This window comes from Pseudooceanicola lipolyticus, from assembly GCF_002786325.1.
Classification (GTDB): Bacteria; Pseudomonadota; Alphaproteobacteria; order Rhodobacterales; family Rhodobacteraceae; genus Pseudooceanicola_C; species Pseudooceanicola_C lipolyticus.
The window spans coordinates 1-19,434 of the sequence record NZ_PGTB01000071.1; the positions used below are offsets into that span (position 1 = coordinate 1).

Here is a 19,434-nt window from a genome sequence, read left to right on the forward strand (position 1 = left end):
CGGCACCATCACCCTGCTCAACACCCGCATGGCCGACCTCTCCGTCGACGACTTCTTCTTCACCTGAACCAGAACCAGGCCAAACCAAACACCAGGGCCGCCCCAAACGGGCGGCCCTGGCGCTTTATGCAAATGCAACATCCGCCGTCGCATGCAATTCTTGGCCCTTCCGCATCGCTGCGGCGCCGGGTACTGCTGCGGCAGAAACCAGATGGCTAAACAGACCCGGGTGCCATGTCGCAATTTCGCGCCGCGATCATCATTCCGCATTTCGAGGATGCAGCCCGCCTGCAGCGCTGCCTTGCGGCGCTGGTTCCGCAGCTGCGCCCCGAGGTCGAGGTGGTGGTGGTCGACAACAACTCGCCCACCCGGCCAGAATTGCCCGCCGCGCTGCGCCTGGTGATCGAGCCGCAGAAGGGCGCCGCCAATGCGCGCAACCGTGGTGTTGCCGAAACCACCGCGCCGCTGCTGTTCTTTCTCGACAGCGATTGTGTCCCCGCGGCCAACTGGCTGGACACGGCGCTGGACGCGGCGGCACGGGCCGACCTGGTGGGCGGCACTGTCACCGTCTTTGACGAAACCCCGCCACCGCGCAGCGGCGCGGAGGCGTTTGAAACCGTCTTTGCCTTCGACAATCGCGGCTATATCGAGAAAGAAGGCTTTTCGGTCACCGCCAACCTGCTGACGCGGCGCGATATTTTCGAGGCGGTTGGCGGGTTTCGCGACGGGCTGTCCGAGGATCTGGATTGGTGCCACCGTGCCCGCGCCGCCGGCTACCGGATCGTGCACGCGCCGGACCTGCAGGTGTCGCACCCGTCGCGGTCGGACTGGCCGGCGCTGGAGCGGAAATGGCGCCGGATCACCCGCGAAAGTTTCGGCGTCAATGGCAACGGCGCGCGGGCGCGGCTGAAATGGGCCCTGCGCGCCCTGGCCATGCTGCCGAGTATTGCCGCGCATGCGCCGCGCATTTTGCGCGATGCCCGGTTGGCGCGCGGCGAGAAGCTCGCCGCCCTGGGCACATTGGCGCGGCAGCGGCTGACCCGGATGGCCTGGATGCTGCGGCAGGCCGCGGGTGGCGCGATCTGAGCCGCGCCAGATTCGCCGGAAGGCGAATCGCCGGACCGCACAAAACCATGAAATTATGTTGAACCCGATGTGGTTCTACGTGGATCGGCGGATTTCCCACGGTTGAAGTCACAGGATATTCTTCCCGGTTTTTCAGTAAACTAGCCGAATTCCCACCACCATTGTCCCCAAGGATAAAACAGTCATAGGCAAAATTGCCTATTGTTGATTTACCGGAGCCAATCTTTCCCGTACCAATTTGGCAGGGCGGGTCGATTGGAATTCACGCTTCAGTCAGGAGGGCTCCCGCCCGCCTGTGGACAGTATGGGGAATGTCCGGCGGCGTCTGCAACGCGTCTTCGGGAGGGTGAACTGCATTTTGGGGAAGACTATATGCTTGTGACGACCGTGATACTAGGAGTGACCATTGGCGGCGCCGCCAGCATTCTGGCGCTGCTGGCGGGAAAAGGCCTGTTGGCCGCGCTGTTGTATCACGCCCTGTTCGGTCTGCTTGGCCTGGCCCTGGCCTTTGGCTTGGGCGTTCTGCTGCGCTGGGCCAAGCCGCGCGTGCCGCTGTCGCAGAGTCGCCGCCTGCGCCTGGACTGACCCTGCCGCGGCGATTCGCACCCGCGTCAGCCGCACTCCTCAACAGTGATCAAGACAAGCCCGGTTTGGTGCCAAGGCGCAAACGATACCCGCCCGGCCCCCGGGCCCGTGCTCAGCGCCGGACCGGCAGCGGCTGTTGGGCGCGGCCGATAGCCTCGCCGCAGGGCGTTCCGGCGGACAGATCGCGCAGCAGCGACAGGCAATAGGTGATCAGGCCCAGGCCCAGAACCGCGCCGGCGCCGACCCCGGAATAGGCGAGCAGCGCGGCCAGAAATCCCGCCCCCGTGATCAGCGTCACCACGGCCGAGATGCTTCCGGCCACTATTCCTATGAGTATTATTCCTACGACCACGCGCCCGCCTTCGTCCCGTACCTGTTTTTTCCCATGCCACCCAAGGCCAAGGTTGTGCCGAAATCGGGCAGCAATAAGGCGATGACATGTGGGAAATGCGGATCGGCCGAATTTCGCCAATAGCGCGAGTTCAGGCTTCGAGTTTGGACGCCCTGCCAGCTAGAAAGACGGTGCCGGTACGGAGAATGACGCGCGTGGCTCTGTTGCTTTGGCAGCACGACACCGGACGGGCATCACGATGGAAGTACAATATATCCTTTAGAATGATCTAGCTTATGTTTAACCTGCCGGAAATACACAACCGTTCCGATTGAGATTCCGCCATGCCCAAGATTTTCAGAGTTCTCGCCGTCTTCGCCATCGCCCAAGTGATGGCCGTTTGCGCCTGGGCTCAGGATAACTATCTGATCAAACCCGGCGACATTCTGCGCATCGAGGTGCTGGAAGACGCCTCGCTGAACCGCCAATCGCTGGTTCTGCCCGATGGCCGAATCTCGGTTCCCCTGGCCGGCACTGTCCTGGTGGGCGGGCGCAGCATCGATGACGTGCGCGCCGATATCACCCGCCGCCTGGCCAGCAACTTTTCCGTCCAGCCGACGGTGTTCGTGTCGCTGACCGAACTCGGCCAGGCGGTGCCCAGCGGGCTGCCGCTGACATCCTTGGCGGTGCCGGTCTATTTCCTGGGCGAAGTGAACAACCCGGGCATGATCGAGGTCGAGCCGGGCACCACCCTGTTGCAGGCGATTGCCCAGGTTGGCGGCTTCTCGCGCTTTGCCGCGCTCAAGCGTATCCAGCTGCGCCGCACCGATAAGGAAGGCAATCAGAGCGTTTATCGTTTCAACTACAAAGACGTCCTTAACGGGGAGAGCAGCATCGGCGGCACCACGCTGGCGACCGGCGATGTGATCGTTGTTCCGCCGCGCAAGCTCTTTGAATAAAAACAGGACGGAGGTCCGGGGGCACGAGCAGTGACAAAAAAATGGGTGATTACCGGAACCGCGATTGCGGGCCTTATGGCCTACGTGACCGGTCCGACGCGCGCGCAGGATGACGGCCAGGGCGGATTGCATCTCAGCCTGGGCGTACAGCAAAGTTTTTCCGCCGGTGACAACCTGGCGCTGGGGATACCCGGCAGCGCGACCAACCCTGAAGAGGGCACAACCACGCTGTCGACCACCAACTTCGCGCTGCAGCTGGAAAGCGCGACGCGAATTCAGCAGTTTTCCTTCCTGTTGGGCGGGGGGCTGCGCTATGGCAGCCTGCCCTCCGGACGCAGCACCGAGACCGGCTTTGTCGATCCGCAGGCCAGCATCGCTTATACCCGAGAAGGCTATAGCTCGCGCTTTACCTTCTCCCTGGATTACAACGAAAGCGACATCTCGCAGCCCCGGCCGCTGTGGGATTTCAGCGATGATGACGAGGTGATCGACCCGCCCAGCGACCTGTCCGGTCTGCGCGGCAGCGGCCAGCGCCAAGCCTATAACTCCTACCTCGCCCTGACCACCGGCATCGGCGCGCCCATCGGCTTTCGCCTGACTGCGAATGCCAGCGGCGTGCGCTATGAGAACGAGACGGTGGCGACGCTGGATGAATTCGACCGCGCCCAGATCGGCGCCGATACCTTCTTTCACTTCACACCGACCACTGCCGCGGTCCTGGGGCTGCGCTTCCGCCGGTTTGACGACAACACCGCTACCCCGGCGCGGCTGTCCCGTGGGGTGGATGTGGGGTTGGACCACGAATTCGCCAATCAATCCGACCTGTCGGTGCGGGTGGGCTATACCAACGCCGATACCACCAACGTCAACCAGAACGGTTCGGCCAAGGGTGCAACCGGCAGCGTGACCTATAACAAGGTGATGCCGAACGGCACTGCCTTTGGCAACATGTCGTTCCGGCGCACCGAGAACGGCGAGATCAGCACCATTCTGGGCGGGCGCGGATACCAGCTGGCCAACGGCCGGTTCCGGTTCAGCCTGGGCGCCAGCAGCGTTTACGGCAACTCGGCCAAGCCGATCGGCGGGCTGGGCTGGCAATATCAGATGCCGGTCAGCCGCATTGCGGTCAATATCAGCCGCCGGGTGATCGCCGATGGCGATGACGAAGACCGGTTCACCTCGACCGTGGCGGCGACCTATGTTCAGCAGCTGACGGCCGAGTCCAACCTGTTCGCCAATCTCTCCTATTATCTGGTCGATCGCACCACCAACAGCACCAAGGTCGAACGCACCAACCTGGAACTGGGGTATCAGTACGAACTGACCGAAGACTGGAACCTCGATACCGGGTTCAGCTATCGCATCCGCGACGAGGAAACCGTGGGGCAAGCCGAATCCAGCGCGATTTTCGTGAGCCTGTCGCGCCGCTTCGACCTGTTCTAAGCCGCGTCAGAAGACCTCGTAACGTTCAAAATGCCCAGCACGCCACCGCGCGCTGGGCATTTTGCATGAACCCACCCGGATCGCCCGGGCGTCACCCCCGCAAAACTTGACAGCCATGGGCGCGGCCTTGCTAGACATGTGCTGACGTTACTAAATTTTTCTTTCTGTTCATTTAGGCCGCGCCGGGCCACCGGCGCCGCAAGTGGGACTTATGACCGATTTTGATTCTCTTCTCGACGACCTTACCGACGACCTGGCGGATCTTCTGGACACCAGCAGCCCGCTCTCGGAGATCACCGATCTGATCACCTGGTCGGCATTGATGCAGGAACTCATCAGCTTTACCGACTCCTCCACAATCGCAGACCTGCATGGCTGGCCCAAGATCAGCGGCCTGAGCACCGGCACATTTGAAAAACTGCTGGTCGCGACGCAGCGCGTGTTCTTTTCCTACAACTGGGAAGAACGGGAAGCGGATCTTCCGGCGGTCGAGGCAGACCTGACCCGACAGGGTTTTGCCTCGGAAACCGTCGATTTCACCATCGCCCTGCTGGAAGATTTCATCGCACGCGACTTCAGCAAGTTTACCGATGCGATCGTCGATATCAACGACGCGCTCGGCGCGTTCGACAGCCAGACGGACCTTGTTTTCGCCGTGGCCAGCGTGGGCGGCCTGGCCGGCAGTGCCGGCGCCAACCGGCTGGTTGGAAATGCATCGGGCAATGTGATCCTCGGCGCGGGCGGCAAAGATACCCTATTGGGTCGGGGCGGCGACGATGCCCTCTACGGCGGTCGCGGGCAGGACACGATCAAGGCGGCGGGCGGGCAGGACTGGCTGTATGGCCAGGGCGGCAATGACCGGCTGATCGGCGGTGGCGGAAATGACCGTCTGTCCGGCGGCAATGGCGGCGACGTGCTGAAGGGCAATGGCGGCCGCGACATCCTGGAGGGCGGCAAGGGAAATGACGTGCTGACCGGCGGCGGTGGCGTCGACCGCTTTGTGTTCAAATCCTCCGCAGGGGCCGACACCATCACCGATTTCCAGATCGGCACCGACACGATCAAGATCAAAGGCGCCGACAGTCTTGACGAGATCACCTTCGCGCCGGCGCGGGCAAAGGTGGTGCTGAGCTTTGAGCAGGTCCAGGTGACGGTCGAAGATGTCACCCTGGCCGATCTGCAAGATGCGGCCAACTTCCTCTTCTAGGCGGCAATCCCGGCCAGCAGTCATCGTAGAAAACCGGCCCGGTGCGCGGCAACGCGCCGTCGGCGCCCGACGGGTGGGTTCCCTCTTGCCAAGCGCCGCGCGACGGGACAAGCTAGACAAGAACAAAGGTTGAACAAAACTCTGCCGAGCGGCGGCGCTTTCAACATTATATTGTGGCGCAAACCGCTGACACCCACTAGACTGCGTAGAATGAAACACGCTGCCGTGTCCATGCCGCAAGACCCTCAGATCACGCCCAAGCTGCCCGCCTGGGCCCGGAAACCACGTTGCGAGACGCTGGAAGAGGCGGCTTTTGCCTCGGGCGCGGCGCTGGCCACGCTGGGTGCGGCGCTTGGCCATGATGATCTTCCGCTGGACCTGCTGCGCGACCGGCTGTGCCTGCGCGCGGCCGAAATCTGCGTCGCCCTGACCGGCCGCAGCGAACGGGCCGCCGCCCTGCGGGACGAGGTTCACCTGCTGCGCCCCGGAGACCTGCCCGGTCCGGCCGGTGCGGTGTTTGTGCAATGGCGGCGTGCAGCGGCGCGGCGGACCACCGGGCTGGATCTGCGCAACGCCCTGCCCGAAGAGATCGCCGCACGCCTGCCCGAATGGGCCACAACCGGCACAAGGACCACGCCGCTGGCGCAGGCCAGCCAGATGCTGGAAACCGTGCTGGCCGAATTCCCGCGCGCAGAAATCACCGCGCTGATCCTGGCGGATGCCGTCCTGTCCCGCGCGTTGGGCTGGCGCCGGATCCTGCCGCTGCTGGCGATCGGGCTGCAACCGCGCGATCTGCGCCTGGATGGCGACGCCCTGCGCCTGGCCTGCCACCGCGCCGTGGCCGGCACGGTGCCACAGCTGCTGCACGAGGCTGCTGATCTGACCCGGCGGGCCAACCGGCTGCGCCACGTTGCGCCCAAGCTGAGGGCGAAGGGTTCGGATGCCGCCGTGGCCCTGTTTCTGGCAAGTGATGCCCTGTCGCCCGCGATTGCGCTGACCGCGCCCGGAATCGCCATGTCGGACCGTGCCGCGCGCCGGTTCTGCGACCGCCTGGTCGAACTGGACGTCGCCCGCGAATTGACCGGCCGCCCCAGCTTCCGCCTGTACGGGGTGTAACATGACCGATCGCTCTGACACCGCGCTGGACCGAGACCTGGCCGAGCTTCCGCCCGAGCTGCGCTGGCGCGAGTGGATGCGCCGGGTCGAGGCGGTGCTGTTTGCCAGCTCCCGCCCGGTGCCCCGCGCCGATCTGGCGCGCATCGTCGGGCAGGGCGTGGCGGTGGAGCTGCTGATCGACGATCTCAACGCCGACCTGGCCGAACGCCCCTACGAGGTGGCGACGGTGGCCGGGGGCTGGATGCTGCGCACCCGGCCGGCCTATGCCGCGGTGATCCGCGCCGCCGCCGATATCGGCCCGCAGGAACTGGATCTGAACCAGTTCGACATTGCCGTGCTGGCCGCCATCGCCTGGCACCAGCCGATCACCCGCGCCGGGCTGAAGGATATCTTCGGTCGCGAGATCAACCGCGAGCTGATCGGGCGGCTTCACGCCCAGGGAATGATCACCACCGGCCCGCGCAGCCCGCGCCCCGGCGCGCCCTATACCTTTGTCACCACCGACGCCTTCCTGGTGGCCTTCGACCTGGCCAGCCTGCGCGACCTGCCCGATCCCGGGCAGCTGGCCGATGACGGCATCCTGCCCCCACCCGCCGGTCAGATCCCCGACACCACACCGCTGATGCGGCGGATCGTCTAGGTTCGGGGTCTGCCGCAGCAGGATTCTGCGGCAGACGTGGAATCAGAAATCCAGGTTCTCCACGCTCAGCGCGTTCTGCTGGATGAATTCGCGGCGGGGTTCCACCACGTCGCCCATCAGCTTGGTGAACAGGTCGTCGGCCTCGGCCATATCCTCGACCCGAACCCTCAGCAGCGTGCGTGCATCCGGGTCCAGCGTGGTTTCCCACAGCTGGTCGGGGTTCATTTCGCCCAGGCCCTTGTAGCGCTGCAGCGTCAGGCCCTTCACGCCCTCGTCCAGGATCGCCTGCAACAGCGTCAGCGGCCCATAGATCACCTGATGGCGGTCCTTGCGCTCCAGCGCGGCGGCAACGCCATAGACGTCCTGCAAGCCCTTGGTAAAGCTGCCGGTGCGCCGGGCCTCGCCCGAGCGCAGCATCGGGCCGTCCAGGGTGCGCACCTCTTCGACCCCGCGCAGGATGCGGGCCAGGCGGATGCCGTGATCCTGGGTGATCCGGCCCTGCCAGCCACGTTCGTATTCCAGCGCGATCTGGTCCAGCCGCTGCGCCACCTGGTCGGCCACGCCCTGCAGGTCGGCATCGACCGCACCATGCACGAAGGCACCGGCAATTGCCGCCTGTTCCAGGATGTGGCGCGGGTAATGGGTGGGGAAGGCATCGAGCACGCGCTTGAGCTGGCGTGCCTCGTCGACCACGCGGGCCAGGTCGGCACCGACGATCTCTTCGCCCGAGCCCAGCCGCAGCACCGCGCCCTCGACCCCCTGCTGGATCAGGTAATCATCCAGCGCCGCCTGGTCCTTGAGATAGACCTCGGACTTGCCGCGGGCGACCTTGTACAGCGGTGGCTGCGCAATATAGAGATAGCCGCCCTCGATCAGCTCGGGCATCTGCCGGTAGAAAAAGGTCAGCAGCAGGGTGCGGATATGCGCGCCGTCGACATCGGCATCGGTCATGATGACGATCTTGTGGTAACGCAGCTTGGAAATGTCGAACTCGTCGCGACCGATGCCGGTGCCCAGCGCCATCACCAGGTTGCCGATCTCCTGGCTGGACAGCATCCGGTCGAACCGCGCGCGCTCCACGTTCAGGATCTTGCCGCGCAGCGGCAGCACCGCCTGGGTGCGCCGGTCGCGCCCGGTCTGGGCCGAACCGCCGGCGCTGTCGCCCTCGACCAGGAACAGTTCGGTCTGCGCCGGATCTTTCTCGGAACAGTCCTTCAGCTTGCCGGCCAGGAAATTGACATCCATCGCGGTCTTGCGCCGGGTCAGTTCGCGCGCCTTGCGGGCGGCCTCGCGGGCCAGCGCCGCCTCGACGATCTTGCCGACGATCACGCGCGCCTCGCTCGGGTTCTCCTCGAACCATTCCGCCAGCTTCTCGTTCACCAGGTTCTCGACCGCCGGGCGCACCTCGGAACTGACCAGCTTGTCCTTGGTCTGCGAGCTGAACTTGGGGTCGGGCACCTTCACCGACAGCACGCAGGTCAGCCCCTCGCGGGCGTCGTCACCGGTAAAATTCACCTTCTCGCGCTTGGCGATGCCGCTTTCGGCCGCGTATTTCTGGATGGTCCGCGTCAGCGCGCCACGGAAGCCCGCCAGGTGGGTGCCGCCGTCGCGCTGCGGGATGTTGTTGGTAAAGGGCAGCACCGTCTCGTGATAGCTGTCGTTCCACCACATCGCCACTTCGATGCCGATCTCGTCGCGCTCGCCGGTGATAAAGATCGGCTCGGGCATGACCGAACTTTTGTGCCGGTCGAGATATTTGACGAATTCGCGCACGCCGCCTTCGTAATACAGCTCGGTGTGCAGCGCCTCGGCCGGGCGTTCGTCGATCAGGATGATCCGCACGCCGGAATTCAGGAAGGCCAGTTCGCGCAGCCGCCGTTCCAGCACCTCGAAGGAATAGTCGAGGTTGGAAAACGTGTCGGTCGAGGCGAGAAACCGCACCTGGGTCCCGGTCTGGCCCTGGGCATCGCCAACCACCTTCAGATGCTCGACGGTTTCGCCATGTTCAAAGCGGGCGACATGTTCCTTGCCATCGCGCCAGATCCGCAGTTCCAGCCAAACCGACAGCGCGTTCACCACCGACACGCCAACCCCGTGCAGGCCGCCGGAAACCTTGTACGAGTTCTGGTCGAATTTGCCGCCGGCATGCAGCTGGGTCATGATGACCTCGGCCGCCGAAACGCCCTCTTCCTCGTGGATGCCCACCGGAATCCCACGGCCGTTGTCGGTGACCGATACGCTGGAATCCGCGTGGATCTTGACGGTCACCGCATCGGCGTGGCCGGCCAGCGCCTCGTCGATGCCATTGTCGACAACCTCGTAGACCATATGGTGCAGGCCCGAGCCGTCATCGGTGTCACCGATATACATGCCGGGCCGCTTGCGGACCGCCTCTAACCCTTTGAGAACCTTGATGGAATCGGCGCCGTATTCTTCCGGTGCCTGCGCGTTTTCCGCCATGCGGCATTTCCTTTGTTCTTTTGCGGTTTTATACTGTTTCTGGGGGGGGATGTCACGCATCCGCCCCAGATTTTGTGCTAGGCGGCCAGGATCGCGAGCCCCACCAGAATCAGCAATGCAGCCGATGCCTGGTTCAGTCTTTTCACTGCCGTCTCGCTGCGCATCAGCCGCCGGATCCGCACCACGCACAGCGCCAGGACCAGGTTGCCGAGCAGCGGAACCGCCATCGACACCGCGACGATGGCGGCGATGTCTGCCCGGCCCAGAACCGGCAGATCGAAAAAGCCGGGCAGCACCCCGACATAGAACAGGATCGACTTGGGATTGCCCAGTGCCACCGCCGCCCCGGCGGAAAATCCGGCCAGCCGGCCGGGTCGGGTCAGGCGCCGGTCCTCGGCGATCCGCGCGCCGGCACTGCGAAACAGCGACAGCCCCAGAAACAGGAAGATGGCCGCGGCGGCAAGGCGCATCAGGCCCATCAGCCCCGCGACTTCCTGCACCAGCCAGCTGACCCCCAGGATCGCCGTCAGCGGCCAAACCGCATCGCCGATCGTCACGCCCAGCGCCAAGGGCCAGGCGGAGGCGAACCCGCCCGCCAGCGCGCGCGCGATCAGCGCCAGCCAGACCGGGCCGGGGGTCAGCGTCAGCGCCACCATCGCCCCGGCATAAAGCGCCAGGTCGGCCATGGTCATCGCGCCGTCACCGCCGAGGTGCCGTCGGTATCGGTCACTTCCAGGTATTGCGCCCGCTCGCCCAGTTCCGCGAACAGCTCCGGACCGGTGCCGGTCATCCAGGCCTGCGCGCCCAGTGCGCAGATCTCGTGATACAGCGCGGCGCGGCGCGCGGCGTCCAGATGGGCCGAGACCTCGTCCAGCAGCAGGATCGGCGGCGCGCCGATCTCGCCGGCCAGGGCGCGGGCATTGGCCAGGATCAGCGAGACCAGCAGCGCCTTCTGCTCGCCGGTGGAACAGTCCTTGGCGGGCACGCCCTTGGCCGCGTAGACCCCGTACAGATCGGTGCGGTGCGGCCCGACCAGCGTGCGCCCCGCCGCCATGTCGCGAAAGCGGCTTTCGGCCAGCGCCTCGCGCAGATCCGCCTCGCTGCCCGGCAACGCGCCCTCGGTCTGCTGCAAGTCCAGTTCGGCAGCGGGAAAGGCGGTTTCCGCCCCGGCCTGCGCCACCGCCACCCGCGCCAGCGCCGCCTGCCGCGCCTGGTCGATCCGGTGGCCATGCTGGGCCATCTGCATCTCCAGCGCCGCGTACCAATGGGCATCGCGCACCTGGTCCTTCAGCAGCCGGTTGCGTTCGCGCATCGCCTTGTCATAGGCCAGCGAGGCCTCGGCATGGCCGGGATCGAAGCTCAGCACCATGCGGTCGAGAAAGCGCCGCCGCCCCTCGGCGCCCTCGATCCACAGCCGGTCCATCGACGGGATCAGCCACAGCACCCGCGCGATGCGGCCCAGCGCCAGCTGACTGGCGGCCTTGCCATCGATCCTGACCTGGCGCGCGGCGCCGTTTTCCGACCAGATCTCGATCTCGTGCATCTGGTCCTGGGCGGACAGCACGCCGGAGAGCTTCCAGCCCAGCGCCTCGGGGCGGCGGGTCATCTCCTCGGCGCTGGCGCGGCGCAGCCCGCGGCCCGGCGAGAACAGCGACACGGCTTCCAGGATATTGGTCTTGCCCGCGCCGTTCGGACCCCAGATCGCCACCGGCCGGGCATCCAAAGACAGGCGCGCCACCTTGTGTGAGCGGAAATGCGACAGGGTCAGCGCGGTCAGGGCCAGGGGTGACATGGCGGGTCCCGGTGGAAAACTCTTCGAAGAGTTTTCTCAAATTTCTTCGAAGAAATTTGCCGTCTCACACCCGCATCGGCATCACGACATAAACCGCGCTCTGGTCATTGCCCTCGCGCATCAGCGTCGGATCGCCGGCCGAGTTGAACATGAACACCGCATTCTCGCGGTCCACCTGGCTGGCAATTTCCAGCAGGTACTTGGCGTTAAAGCCGATTTCCAGCTTGTCATCGCCATAGGCCACCGCCAGCTCTTCCTCGGCGGCGCCGCTGTCCGGGGCGTTCACCGACAATACCAGCCGGTCCTCGTCGAGCTGCAGCTTGACCGCGCGCGACCGTTCCGACGACACTGTCGCCACCCGATCCACCGCCTGGGCAAACTCGGCGGCATCGACCTCCAGCCGCCGGGTGTTGCCCGAGGGGATGACGCGGGAATAATCCGGGAAGGTGCCGTCGATCACCTTCGAGGTCAGAGTGATGTCCGGCGTGGCAAAGCGCACTTTGGTCTCGCTCACCGACACCGCGATCGCCATGTCGTCGTCATCCAGCAGCTTGCGCAGCTCGCCCACCGTCTTGCGCGGCACGATCACGCCGGGCATGCCCTCGGCCGCGTCGGGCAGTTCGGCGTCGATCCGGGCCAGCCGGTGCCCATCGGTGGCCACGCAGCGCAGCACCTTGCCGCCATCGCCATCGGCGACATGCATGTAGACCCCGTTCAGGTAATAGCGGGTCTCTTCGGTCGAAATGGCAAATTTGGACTTGTCGAACAGCCGGCGCAGCACGGTGGCGGGCGCCGAGAAGTTGGTGTCATATTCCGAGGTCGCCATGACCGGGAAATCTTCCTTCGGCAGGGTCGCCAGCGAAAAATTCGAGCGCCCGGCCTCGACCGTCAGCCGCCCCGCCGCGCTGTCGGCGGTCAGCGTCACCAACGCGCCATCGGGCAGCTTGCGCACGATCTCGTGCAGGGTGGTGGCCGACACCGTGGTCGCGCCCGCGCGGGTCACCTGTGCCGGCGCCTTGTCGACCACCTCGATATCCAGATCGGTGGCGCGAAACTGCACCGCATCGCCTTCGGCCTCGATCAGGACATTGGCCAGGATCGGAATGGTGTTGCGGCGCTCGACAACAGACTGCGCCTGTGCCACGGCCTTGAGCAGCGCGCCGCGTTCGATGCTGATCTTCATGTCCTTCGATCCTCTGCAAAGGGCCGGGACCGGCAAACTATACGTTTGTCCCGGCGGAACAAGGCTTTTTTAGTTTTCTCCGTCGGAATGGCCATGCCGTCAAGGCCCCGGCCCATCGCCGGGCTGCAGCTGCGGCATGCAGGGATCATTTCTATCGATCAGGGCGCACGGATGCAGGCGGTTTGCACAGCGGCCGCCGCCTGCGGTGAAAATTCCGTCGACGGAATTTGCAAAAGCTGTCGACAGCTTTTGGCCCCCGGATCAGGCCTCGAGCTGACGGCGCAGCATCTCGACATCCTCGGCGATCTGCCCGTCCGAGACCTTCAGCTCTTCGATCCGGCGCACCCCATGCATCACCGTGGTGTGATCCCGGCCCCCGAAACGGCGGCCGATCTCGGGCAGCGACCGGCTGGTCAGCTGCTTGCACAGATACATCGCCACCTGGCGCGGCCGCGCATAAGAGCGCAGCCGTTTCGGGCCGATCAGGTCGCTGAGGCGGATGTTGTAATATTCCGACACCTTGCGCTGAATCTCCTCGACGGTGATCTTGCGCTCCGAGGCGCGCAGCACATCGGCCAGGCAGTCCTGGGTCAGATCCATGTCGATCTCGCGCCCGACCAGCGAGGCAAAGGCAAACAGCCGGGTCAGCGCGCCTTCCAGCACGCGGACATTGGTTGAGATCCGGTGGGCAAGGAATTCCAGCACGCCATCGACGATGGTCAGACCGGGATAGGTCTTGCGGTATTGCTGCATCTTGGATTGCAGGATGCCCAGGCGCAGCTCGTAATCGGTCGGGTGCAGATCCACCACCAGGCCGCATTGCAGACGGGATTGCACCCGCTCTTCCAGATCCTTGATCTCGCCCGGGGCGCGGTCGGCCGAGATGATGATCTGCTTGTTCTGGTCGACCAGCGCGTTGAAGGTGTGAAAGAACTCTTCCTGGGTGCTGTCCTTGCCGGCGATGAACTGCACGTCATCCACCATCAGCACATCGACCGACCGGAACAGCAGCTTGAAATCCATCATCTTGCGTTCGCGCAGCGCCTGCACGAAACGGTACATGAACTGCTCGGCCGACAGGTACAGCACGTTCAACTCAGGGTTGCGCGCACGCAGCTCCCAGGCAATGGCATGCATCAGGTGGGTTTTACCCAGCCCCACCCCGCCATACAGCACCAGCGGATTGAAGGTGACAGGCCCGCCCTCGCTGACCCGGCGCGCCGCCGCATGGGCCAGTTCGTTGGGTTTGCCGACCACGAATGTGTCGAAGGTAAACCGCGGATCCAGCGGTGCCGCATGCAGCGGAGATTCCACCTCGTCCTGGCCCGGTTCGGTGACCGCCTTGATCGCCGAGGTTTTCGCCTGGGCCGGCACCGAACGGCTGGGCCGCGACTGCGCGTTGGCCGGGACCTGGAACAGCAGGCGCTGCACGGTCTCTCCGGAAGAATTCAGTTCGTACAGGATCAGGTCGGAAAAGTTCTGCCCGACATAGTTGCCGATGAAATTCGTAGGAACATGAAAGACCGCGACGCCATCCTGCAGCTTGGAAAACTCTAACGGTTCAATCCAGGTCGTATAATTGTTCTGACCGACGGTTTTCAGCAGCCGCTGTCTCAGAAGTCCCCACATCTCTTGTGTCATCGAATGCCTCACGCTTTCTCAACGCCGGCTTTTCAGCCTGTCGCTATCATTGACCGGACCCCAATCCGGTTGGACCCACACGCGTAAGGCAGCCATGCGCCATCCGGACCGGATAACGTGAAACCACAGCAGACGTGGCCTCATCCGACAGCGGAAACGACATCACTGTTCGCCCGATACGAGCGTTCAGCGACGCCGGCCGACGTCGAACACAAAACTGTATGACAGGGCCATGTCACGGCGAGCAGCCACGTACATAGCACGTCGAAGGGCTTGGTTTTTGCCAATCCGCCGACATTCACCCCCGGTATTCCCATCCTGATGCCCGTCAGGATTTACCGGTGGCAGCCTGTCCCCCCAAGCGAGTGAATCGCATATATACTGGTAGCAAGTTCGAGCGCGCAGCGGCAACGAAACTCTGTTGTTGACTCTGCCTTAATCGCCAAAAGAATCTCTCGCGATTGCAGAAACAAGCAGGTGCCCTCAGGCATCAAAAAAAGGCGCCGCCAATGGCAACGCCTTCATGTCATTTAGTTTTCACAAACTACCTATGGTGGATCAGGCCAGTGCCTTCACGCGGGCCGACAGGCGCGACATTTTGCGGGCGACGGTGTTTTTGTGCAACACCCCTTTTGTCACCCCGCGCATCAGCTCCGGCTGGGCTGCGCGCAGCGCTGCGGCGGCGGCTTCCTTGTCGCCCGAAGCGATTGCTTCCTCGACTTTGCGCAGGAAAGTGCGGATGCGCGAACGGCGTGCCTTGTTGATTGCAAAACGCTTTTCGTTCTGACGCGCCCGTTTTTTGGATTGCGGCGTATTGGCCATGTGTCGGTTCCCTTTTTCCGGGTCGGTTAACGGTTCAAAGCGCAACGCCACCCGGGACGGGTCTCACCGGGTTCTGTACCGGCCATCTCCTGCCAAAGCGGGCATCACGCGCATATGACGGCGGCCTATAGGCCAGATCGCCCGAAAAGGGAAGGCGAAAATTCCGATGGGGCCCGGTGGCCCCGCCCGGTTACTTGTCGCGGAATTGCGGCTGCCGCTTTTCCAGGAAGGCGGCCATGCCTTCTTTCTGGTCCTCGGTGGCGAACATCGAATGGAACACCCGCCGTTCGAACAGGATGCCTTCGGACAGCGTGGTCTCGTATGACCGGTTCACCGCCTCCTTGGCGGCCAGAATGGTCGGCAGCGATTTTTCGGCGATTTTTTGGGCAGCTGCCATCGCCTCTTCCATCAGCTTCTTGGCCGGAACCACGCGGCTGACCAACCCGGCGCGCTCGGCCTCTTCGGCCGGCATGAAACGCCCGGTCAGGTTCATGTCCATCGATTTCGACTTGCCGACAAAGCGGGTCAGCCGCTGGGTGCCGCCCATGCCGGCAATGACACCCAGGTTGATCTCGGGCTGGCCGAACTTGGCGGTGTCGGCGGCGATGATGAAATCGCAGGCCATTGCCAGTTCGCAGCCGCCGCCCAGCGCATAGCCAGAGACCGCGGCGATGATCGGCTTGCGGATGCGCATGATCCGGTCCGAGGCATTTGCAAACAGGTTCTCGTTGAACACGTCGACAAAGGATTTCTCGGACATCTCCTTGATATCGGCACCGGCGGCAAAGGCCTTTTCCGAGCCGGTGATCACGATACAGCGCGCCTTGTCATTGCGATCTGCCTCTTCCAGCGCATCGCACAGCTCACCCAGCAGCTGGGTGTTCAGGGCGTTCAGCGCATCGGGGCGGTTCAGGCGAATAAGGCAAACGTGGTCATCAGTTTCGACGGTAATCGTCTCAAAGGCCATGACTGCGTGCTTTCCGTTGTTCCGTTTGGTTCCGAAGCCTTAACACGACGAAACGCCGGTTCAAGCTATCTTTGGCATTGCGCGCAATAGAAGGAGGAGCGCCCGGACTGGACGATTCGGCGAATGGTTCCGTCACAGCCCGGGCGGCGGCAGGGCGCGCCCTCGCGACCGTAGACATCGAAGGAATGCTGGAAATATCCCAGCTCGCCATCGGCCTGCCGGTAGTCCCGCAAGCTGGATCCGCCGGCGGCAATCGCGTCTTCCAGCACCCGCCGGATGATGGGGACCAGCGCGGCAACCCGGGGCGCGGCGATCTGGCCCGCCTTGCGACGCGGCGAGATTCCGGCGCGGAACAATGCCTCGCAGACATAGATATTGCCCAACCCGGCAACGATTCCCTGATCCAGCAGCGCCGCCTTGACCGGGCTGTTCTTGCCGGAAAAGGCTCTAACAAGGTGATCTTCGTGAAAATCGTTGCCCAGCGGCTCGGGGCCCAGCACCGCCAGCAGCTTGTGCGCCTCGGCCGTCGCGGTCGGCATCAGGTCCATCGCGCCGAACCGCCGCGCATCGTTGAAGGTCACGCGCGCGCCATTCGCCATGTGAAACACCACGTGGTCATGTTTTTCCGGCAACGGATGATCATGCACGAACCGGCCCAGCGGATCGCCCGACACCACCATGCGCCCGGACATGCCCAAATGAATCAGCAGCGTCTCTCCCGAGGCGAGATCGGCCAGGATGTATTTCGACCGCCGCCGCAGCCGCTCTACCCGCTGGCCCGTCAGCCGCGCGGCCATGCCTTCGGGGAAGGGCCAGCGCAGGTCGGGCCGGTTTACATCGGCCCGCGCGATCACCTGCCCCTCCATCACGGGAGCAAGACCGGTGCGGACGGTTTCGACTTCGGGGAGTTCCGGCATCAGCGACCTTCTGTACCAAGGGGCCGCATTGTGCCGCCCGCAAGCGCCCTATAACAAGAGCGAAATGCGACAGGCGGCAAGACTTGATGACAGATAAAACAGACAACACCACCCATTTCGGGCGCGAGACCATCCCCGAGGCGGAAAAAGCCGGGCGGGTGCAGGGCGTGTTCAACTCGGTGGCGTCGAAATACGACGTGATGAACGACCTGATGAGCGTCGGCATCCACCGCCTGTGGAAAGACGCGATGATGGATTGGCTGGCGCCGCGCCCCGGTCAGGCCCTGCTCGACGTGGCCGGCGGCACCGGCGACATCTCGTTCCGCTTTCTCAAGCGCGCCGGCCATGGCCATGCCACGGTGCTGGACCTGACCGAGCCGATGCTGGTTGAGGGCCGCAAGCGGGCCGAGGCCGAGGATCTGGCCGACAGCCTCGACTGGATCGTTGGCGACGCCATGGCGTTGCCCTTCCCCGACAACAGCTTTGACGTCTACACGATCAGCTTCGGCATCCGGAACGTCACCCGCCCGCAACAGGCTCTGACCGAGGCATTTCGCGTGCTGAAGCCCGGCGGGCGGCTGATGGTTCTGGAATTCAGCCAGCTGCCCAATGACGGCCTGCAAAAGCTTTATGATCTCTACAGTTTCAACGTGATCCCCCGCATGGGCCATCTCGTCGCCGGGGACCGCGACAGCTATCAATACCTCGTCGAATCGATCCGGCGCTTTCCCGATCAGGACAGCTTCCTCGCGATGATCCGCGCCGCCGGATTCGAGCAGGCGAAATACCGCAATCTCAGCCTGGGCATCGCCGCGCTGCATTCGGGCTGGAAAATCTGACGCATGCGCGGACCGCACAATATCATTCGCCTGGTGCGCACGGGCGCCACGCTGGAGCGCACCGGCGCGATGAAGGTGATCCTCGATGCCTATGACGCGCCACCGCTGCTGCGCGCCGTGGCGCGCACCCTGGGCCGGCCCTTCATGTGGCTGGGCTATCGCGGCGACCCGGCGATGCCCCCCGCCACCCGGGCGCTGACCGCGCTGGGCCCGGCCTATATCAAGTTCGGCCAGATCCTCTCGACCCGCCCCGACCTGGTGGGCAATGACCTGGCCGAACAGCTGCGCGTGTTGCAGGACAAGCTGCCGCCCTTTCCCACCGCGCTGGCCCGCGCCGAAGTGGAAAAGGAACTGGGCCAGCCGGTTGCCGAACTGTTCGACGAATTCGGCGACGCCATCGCCGCGGCCTCGATCGCCCAGGTGCATCAGGCGCGGGTCAAGGCCAGCGGCGAGCTTGTGGCGGTCAAGGTGCTGCGCCCGGGCATCGAACGTGCCTTCCGCCGCGATATCGACGCCTTCTATTTTGCCGCCCGCATGGTCGAACTGTTTGCGCCCGGCGCGCGACGGCTGCGGCCGATGGATGTGATCACCCATTTCGACGGGGTGGTGCGGGGCGAACTGGACCTGCGCCTGGAAAGCGCCGCCGCCTCGGAATTTGCCGCCAATACCAACGGTGATGACGGTTTCCAGCTGCCGCCGATCAAGTGGAACCTGTCGGCCCGCCGGGTGATGACGCTGGGCTGGGCCGACGGCGTGGCGCTGGGCGACAATGCCGCGCTGGACGCCGCCGGCCATGACCGGGCCGAGCTGGGCGAACGGGTGCTGCGGCTGTTCCTGATGCATGCCCTGCGCGATGGCTATTTCCATTCCGACATGCACCAGGGCAACCTCAAGGTCGCGCGCAACGGCGATATCATCGCCTATGATTTCGGCATCATGGGCCATATCGACGAATACACCCGCCGGGTATATGCCGAGATTCTCTTCGGTTTCATCCGCCGCGACTATCGGCGAGTCGCTGAAGTGCATTTCGAGGCGGGCTATGTCCCCGCCGATCGCGATGTCGATGAATTCGCCCGCGCCCTGCGCGCGGTGGGCGAGCCGATTTTCGGCATGGATGCCTCGCATATCTCGATGGGCCGGCTGCTGGCCTATCTGTTCGAAGTGACCGAACGTTTCGGCATGGAAACCCGGACCGAACTGATCCTGCTGCAGCGCACCATGGTGGTGGTCGAAGGCGTGGCGCGCTCGTTGAACCCGCATATCAATATCTGGGAGGTCGCGCGGCCGGTGGTCGAGGACTATATCAAGCAGTCGATCGGCCCGCGCGCCCTGGCCAAGGATCTGGCCCGCACCGCGCTGGTGATGGCCCGCTTCGGTCCCCGCCTGCCCGGCCTGGTGCAGGGCGCGCTGATCGCCCAGGCCCACCCGACCCCGCCGTCGCAG

At 64.3% G+C, this 19,434-nt stretch carries 18 protein-coding genes; 9 read left to right on the forward strand and 9 right to left on the reverse strand.

What is annotated here, in order from left to right; genetic code table 11:
• Positions 1-234: 234 nt before the first annotated feature.
• Positions 235-1,086, forward strand: a complete 852-nt coding sequence (locus CVM52_RS15330) for a glycosyltransferase family 2 protein (RefSeq protein ID WP_100163358.1) — start codon at positions 235-237, stop codon at positions 1,084-1,086.
• Between the two features lie 372 nt (positions 1,087-1,458).
• Positions 1,459-1,671: a hypothetical protein gene (locus CVM52_RS15335; RefSeq protein ID WP_133119860.1), complete on the forward strand. Its 213-nt coding sequence runs from the start codon at positions 1,459-1,461 to the stop codon at positions 1,669-1,671.
• A gap of 112 nt (positions 1,672-1,783) precedes the next feature.
• Here the strand turns inward: CVM52_RS15335 and CVM52_RS15340 are convergent, their stop codons facing one another.
• Entirely contained in the window at positions 1,784-1,969 is a 186-nt protein-coding gene (locus CVM52_RS15340) for a hypothetical protein (protein WP_133119861.1), read from the reverse strand.
• Between the two features lie 377 nt (positions 1,970-2,346).
• Between CVM52_RS15340 and CVM52_RS15345 the strand changes: the two genes are divergently transcribed.
• From CVM52_RS15345 to scpB, 5 genes are all read left to right on the forward strand, one after another.
• The gene (locus CVM52_RS15345; RefSeq protein WP_100163361.1) at positions 2,347-2,961 is read left to right on the forward strand and encodes a polysaccharide biosynthesis/export family protein; all 615 of its coding nucleotides are present in this window, start codon (positions 2,347-2,349) and stop codon (positions 2,959-2,961) included.
• Positions 2,962-3,036: 75 nt separating this feature from the next.
• A complete protein-coding gene (locus CVM52_RS15350) occupies positions 3,037-4,404 on the forward strand; it encodes a hypothetical protein (RefSeq protein ID WP_100163362.1) in 1,368 nt (455 codons plus the stop codon).
• A gap of 211 nt (positions 4,405-4,615) precedes the next feature.
• Positions 4,616-5,611, forward strand: coding sequence for a calcium-binding protein (locus CVM52_RS15355; protein ID WP_100163363.1), 996 nt, complete (start codon positions 4,616-4,618; stop codon positions 5,609-5,611).
• A gap of 210 nt (positions 5,612-5,821) precedes the next feature.
• Positions 5,822-6,727 (forward strand): DUF1403 family protein, encoded by a 906-nt coding sequence (locus CVM52_RS15360; RefSeq protein WP_100163364.1) that lies wholly within the window; start codon positions 5,822-5,824, stop codon positions 6,725-6,727.
• Position 6,728: 1 nt separating this feature from the next.
• Positions 6,729-7,367 (forward strand): SMC-Scp complex subunit ScpB, encoded by a 639-nt coding sequence (scpB, locus tag CVM52_RS15365; RefSeq protein ID WP_100163365.1) that lies wholly within the window; start codon positions 6,729-6,731, stop codon positions 7,365-7,367.
• A 42-nt stretch (positions 7,368-7,409) separates the two neighbouring features.
• Here the strand turns inward: scpB and gyrB are convergent, their stop codons facing one another.
• The 8 genes from gyrB to mutM form a co-directional block, all read right to left on the reverse strand.
• Positions 7,410-9,827, reverse strand: a complete 2,418-nt coding sequence (gyrB, locus tag CVM52_RS15370) for a DNA topoisomerase (ATP-hydrolyzing) subunit B (protein ID WP_100163366.1) — start codon at positions 9,825-9,827, stop codon at positions 7,410-7,412.
• 77 nt (positions 9,828-9,904) lie between these two features.
• Entirely contained in the window at positions 9,905-10,519 is a 615-nt protein-coding gene (locus tag CVM52_RS15375; protein WP_100163367.1) for a LysE family translocator, read from the reverse strand.
• Complete coding sequence (gene recF / locus CVM52_RS15380; RefSeq protein ID WP_100163368.1) at positions 10,516-11,619, reverse strand: DNA replication/repair protein RecF; 1,104 nt, start codon at positions 11,617-11,619, stop codon at positions 10,516-10,518. The genes CVM52_RS15375 and recF overlap by 4 nt, the downstream gene beginning before the upstream one ends.
• Before the next feature lie 64 nt (positions 11,620-11,683).
• Positions 11,684-12,802: a DNA polymerase III subunit beta gene (dnaN, locus tag CVM52_RS15385; RefSeq protein ID WP_100163369.1), complete on the reverse strand. Its 1,119-nt coding sequence runs from the start codon at positions 12,800-12,802 to the stop codon at positions 11,684-11,686.
• A 261-nt stretch (positions 12,803-13,063) separates the two neighbouring features.
• Positions 13,064-14,443, reverse strand: a complete 1,380-nt coding sequence (dnaA, locus tag CVM52_RS15390; RefSeq protein ID WP_100163370.1) for a chromosomal replication initiator protein DnaA — start codon at positions 14,441-14,443, stop codon at positions 13,064-13,066.
• 558 nt (positions 14,444-15,001) lie between these two features.
• Entirely contained in the window at positions 15,002-15,265 is a 264-nt protein-coding gene (gene rpsT / locus CVM52_RS15395) for a 30S ribosomal protein S20 (RefSeq protein WP_100163371.1), read from the reverse strand.
• Between the two features lie 190 nt (positions 15,266-15,455).
• Positions 15,456-16,232 carry an acryloyl-CoA hydratase gene (acuK, locus tag CVM52_RS15400; protein ID WP_100163372.1) on the reverse strand — a complete coding sequence of 259 codons (777 nt, stop codon included), beginning with the start codon at positions 16,230-16,232 and terminating at the stop codon, positions 15,456-15,458.
• Between the two features lie 65 nt (positions 16,233-16,297).
• Positions 16,298-17,149, reverse strand: a complete 852-nt coding sequence (mutM, locus tag CVM52_RS15405) for a bifunctional DNA-formamidopyrimidine glycosylase/DNA-(apurinic or apyrimidinic site) lyase (protein ID WP_100163373.1) — start codon at positions 17,147-17,149, stop codon at positions 16,298-16,300.
• 86 nt (positions 17,150-17,235) lie between these two features.
• On the opposite strand from mutM, the gene ubiE reads away from it, so the two are divergent.
• Together ubiE and ubiB are read left to right on the forward strand one after the other, a co-directional pair.
• Positions 17,236-17,988 (forward strand): bifunctional demethylmenaquinone methyltransferase/2-methoxy-6-polyprenyl-1,4-benzoquinol methylase UbiE, encoded by a 753-nt coding sequence (ubiE, locus tag CVM52_RS15410; protein ID WP_100163374.1) that lies wholly within the window; start codon positions 17,236-17,238, stop codon positions 17,986-17,988.
• 3 nt (positions 17,989-17,991) lie between these two features.
• Positions 17,992-19,434, forward strand: a 1,443-nt coding sequence (gene ubiB, locus CVM52_RS15415; protein ID WP_100163375.1) for a 2-polyprenylphenol 6-hydroxylase, incomplete at its 3' end; no start/stop codon positions are given.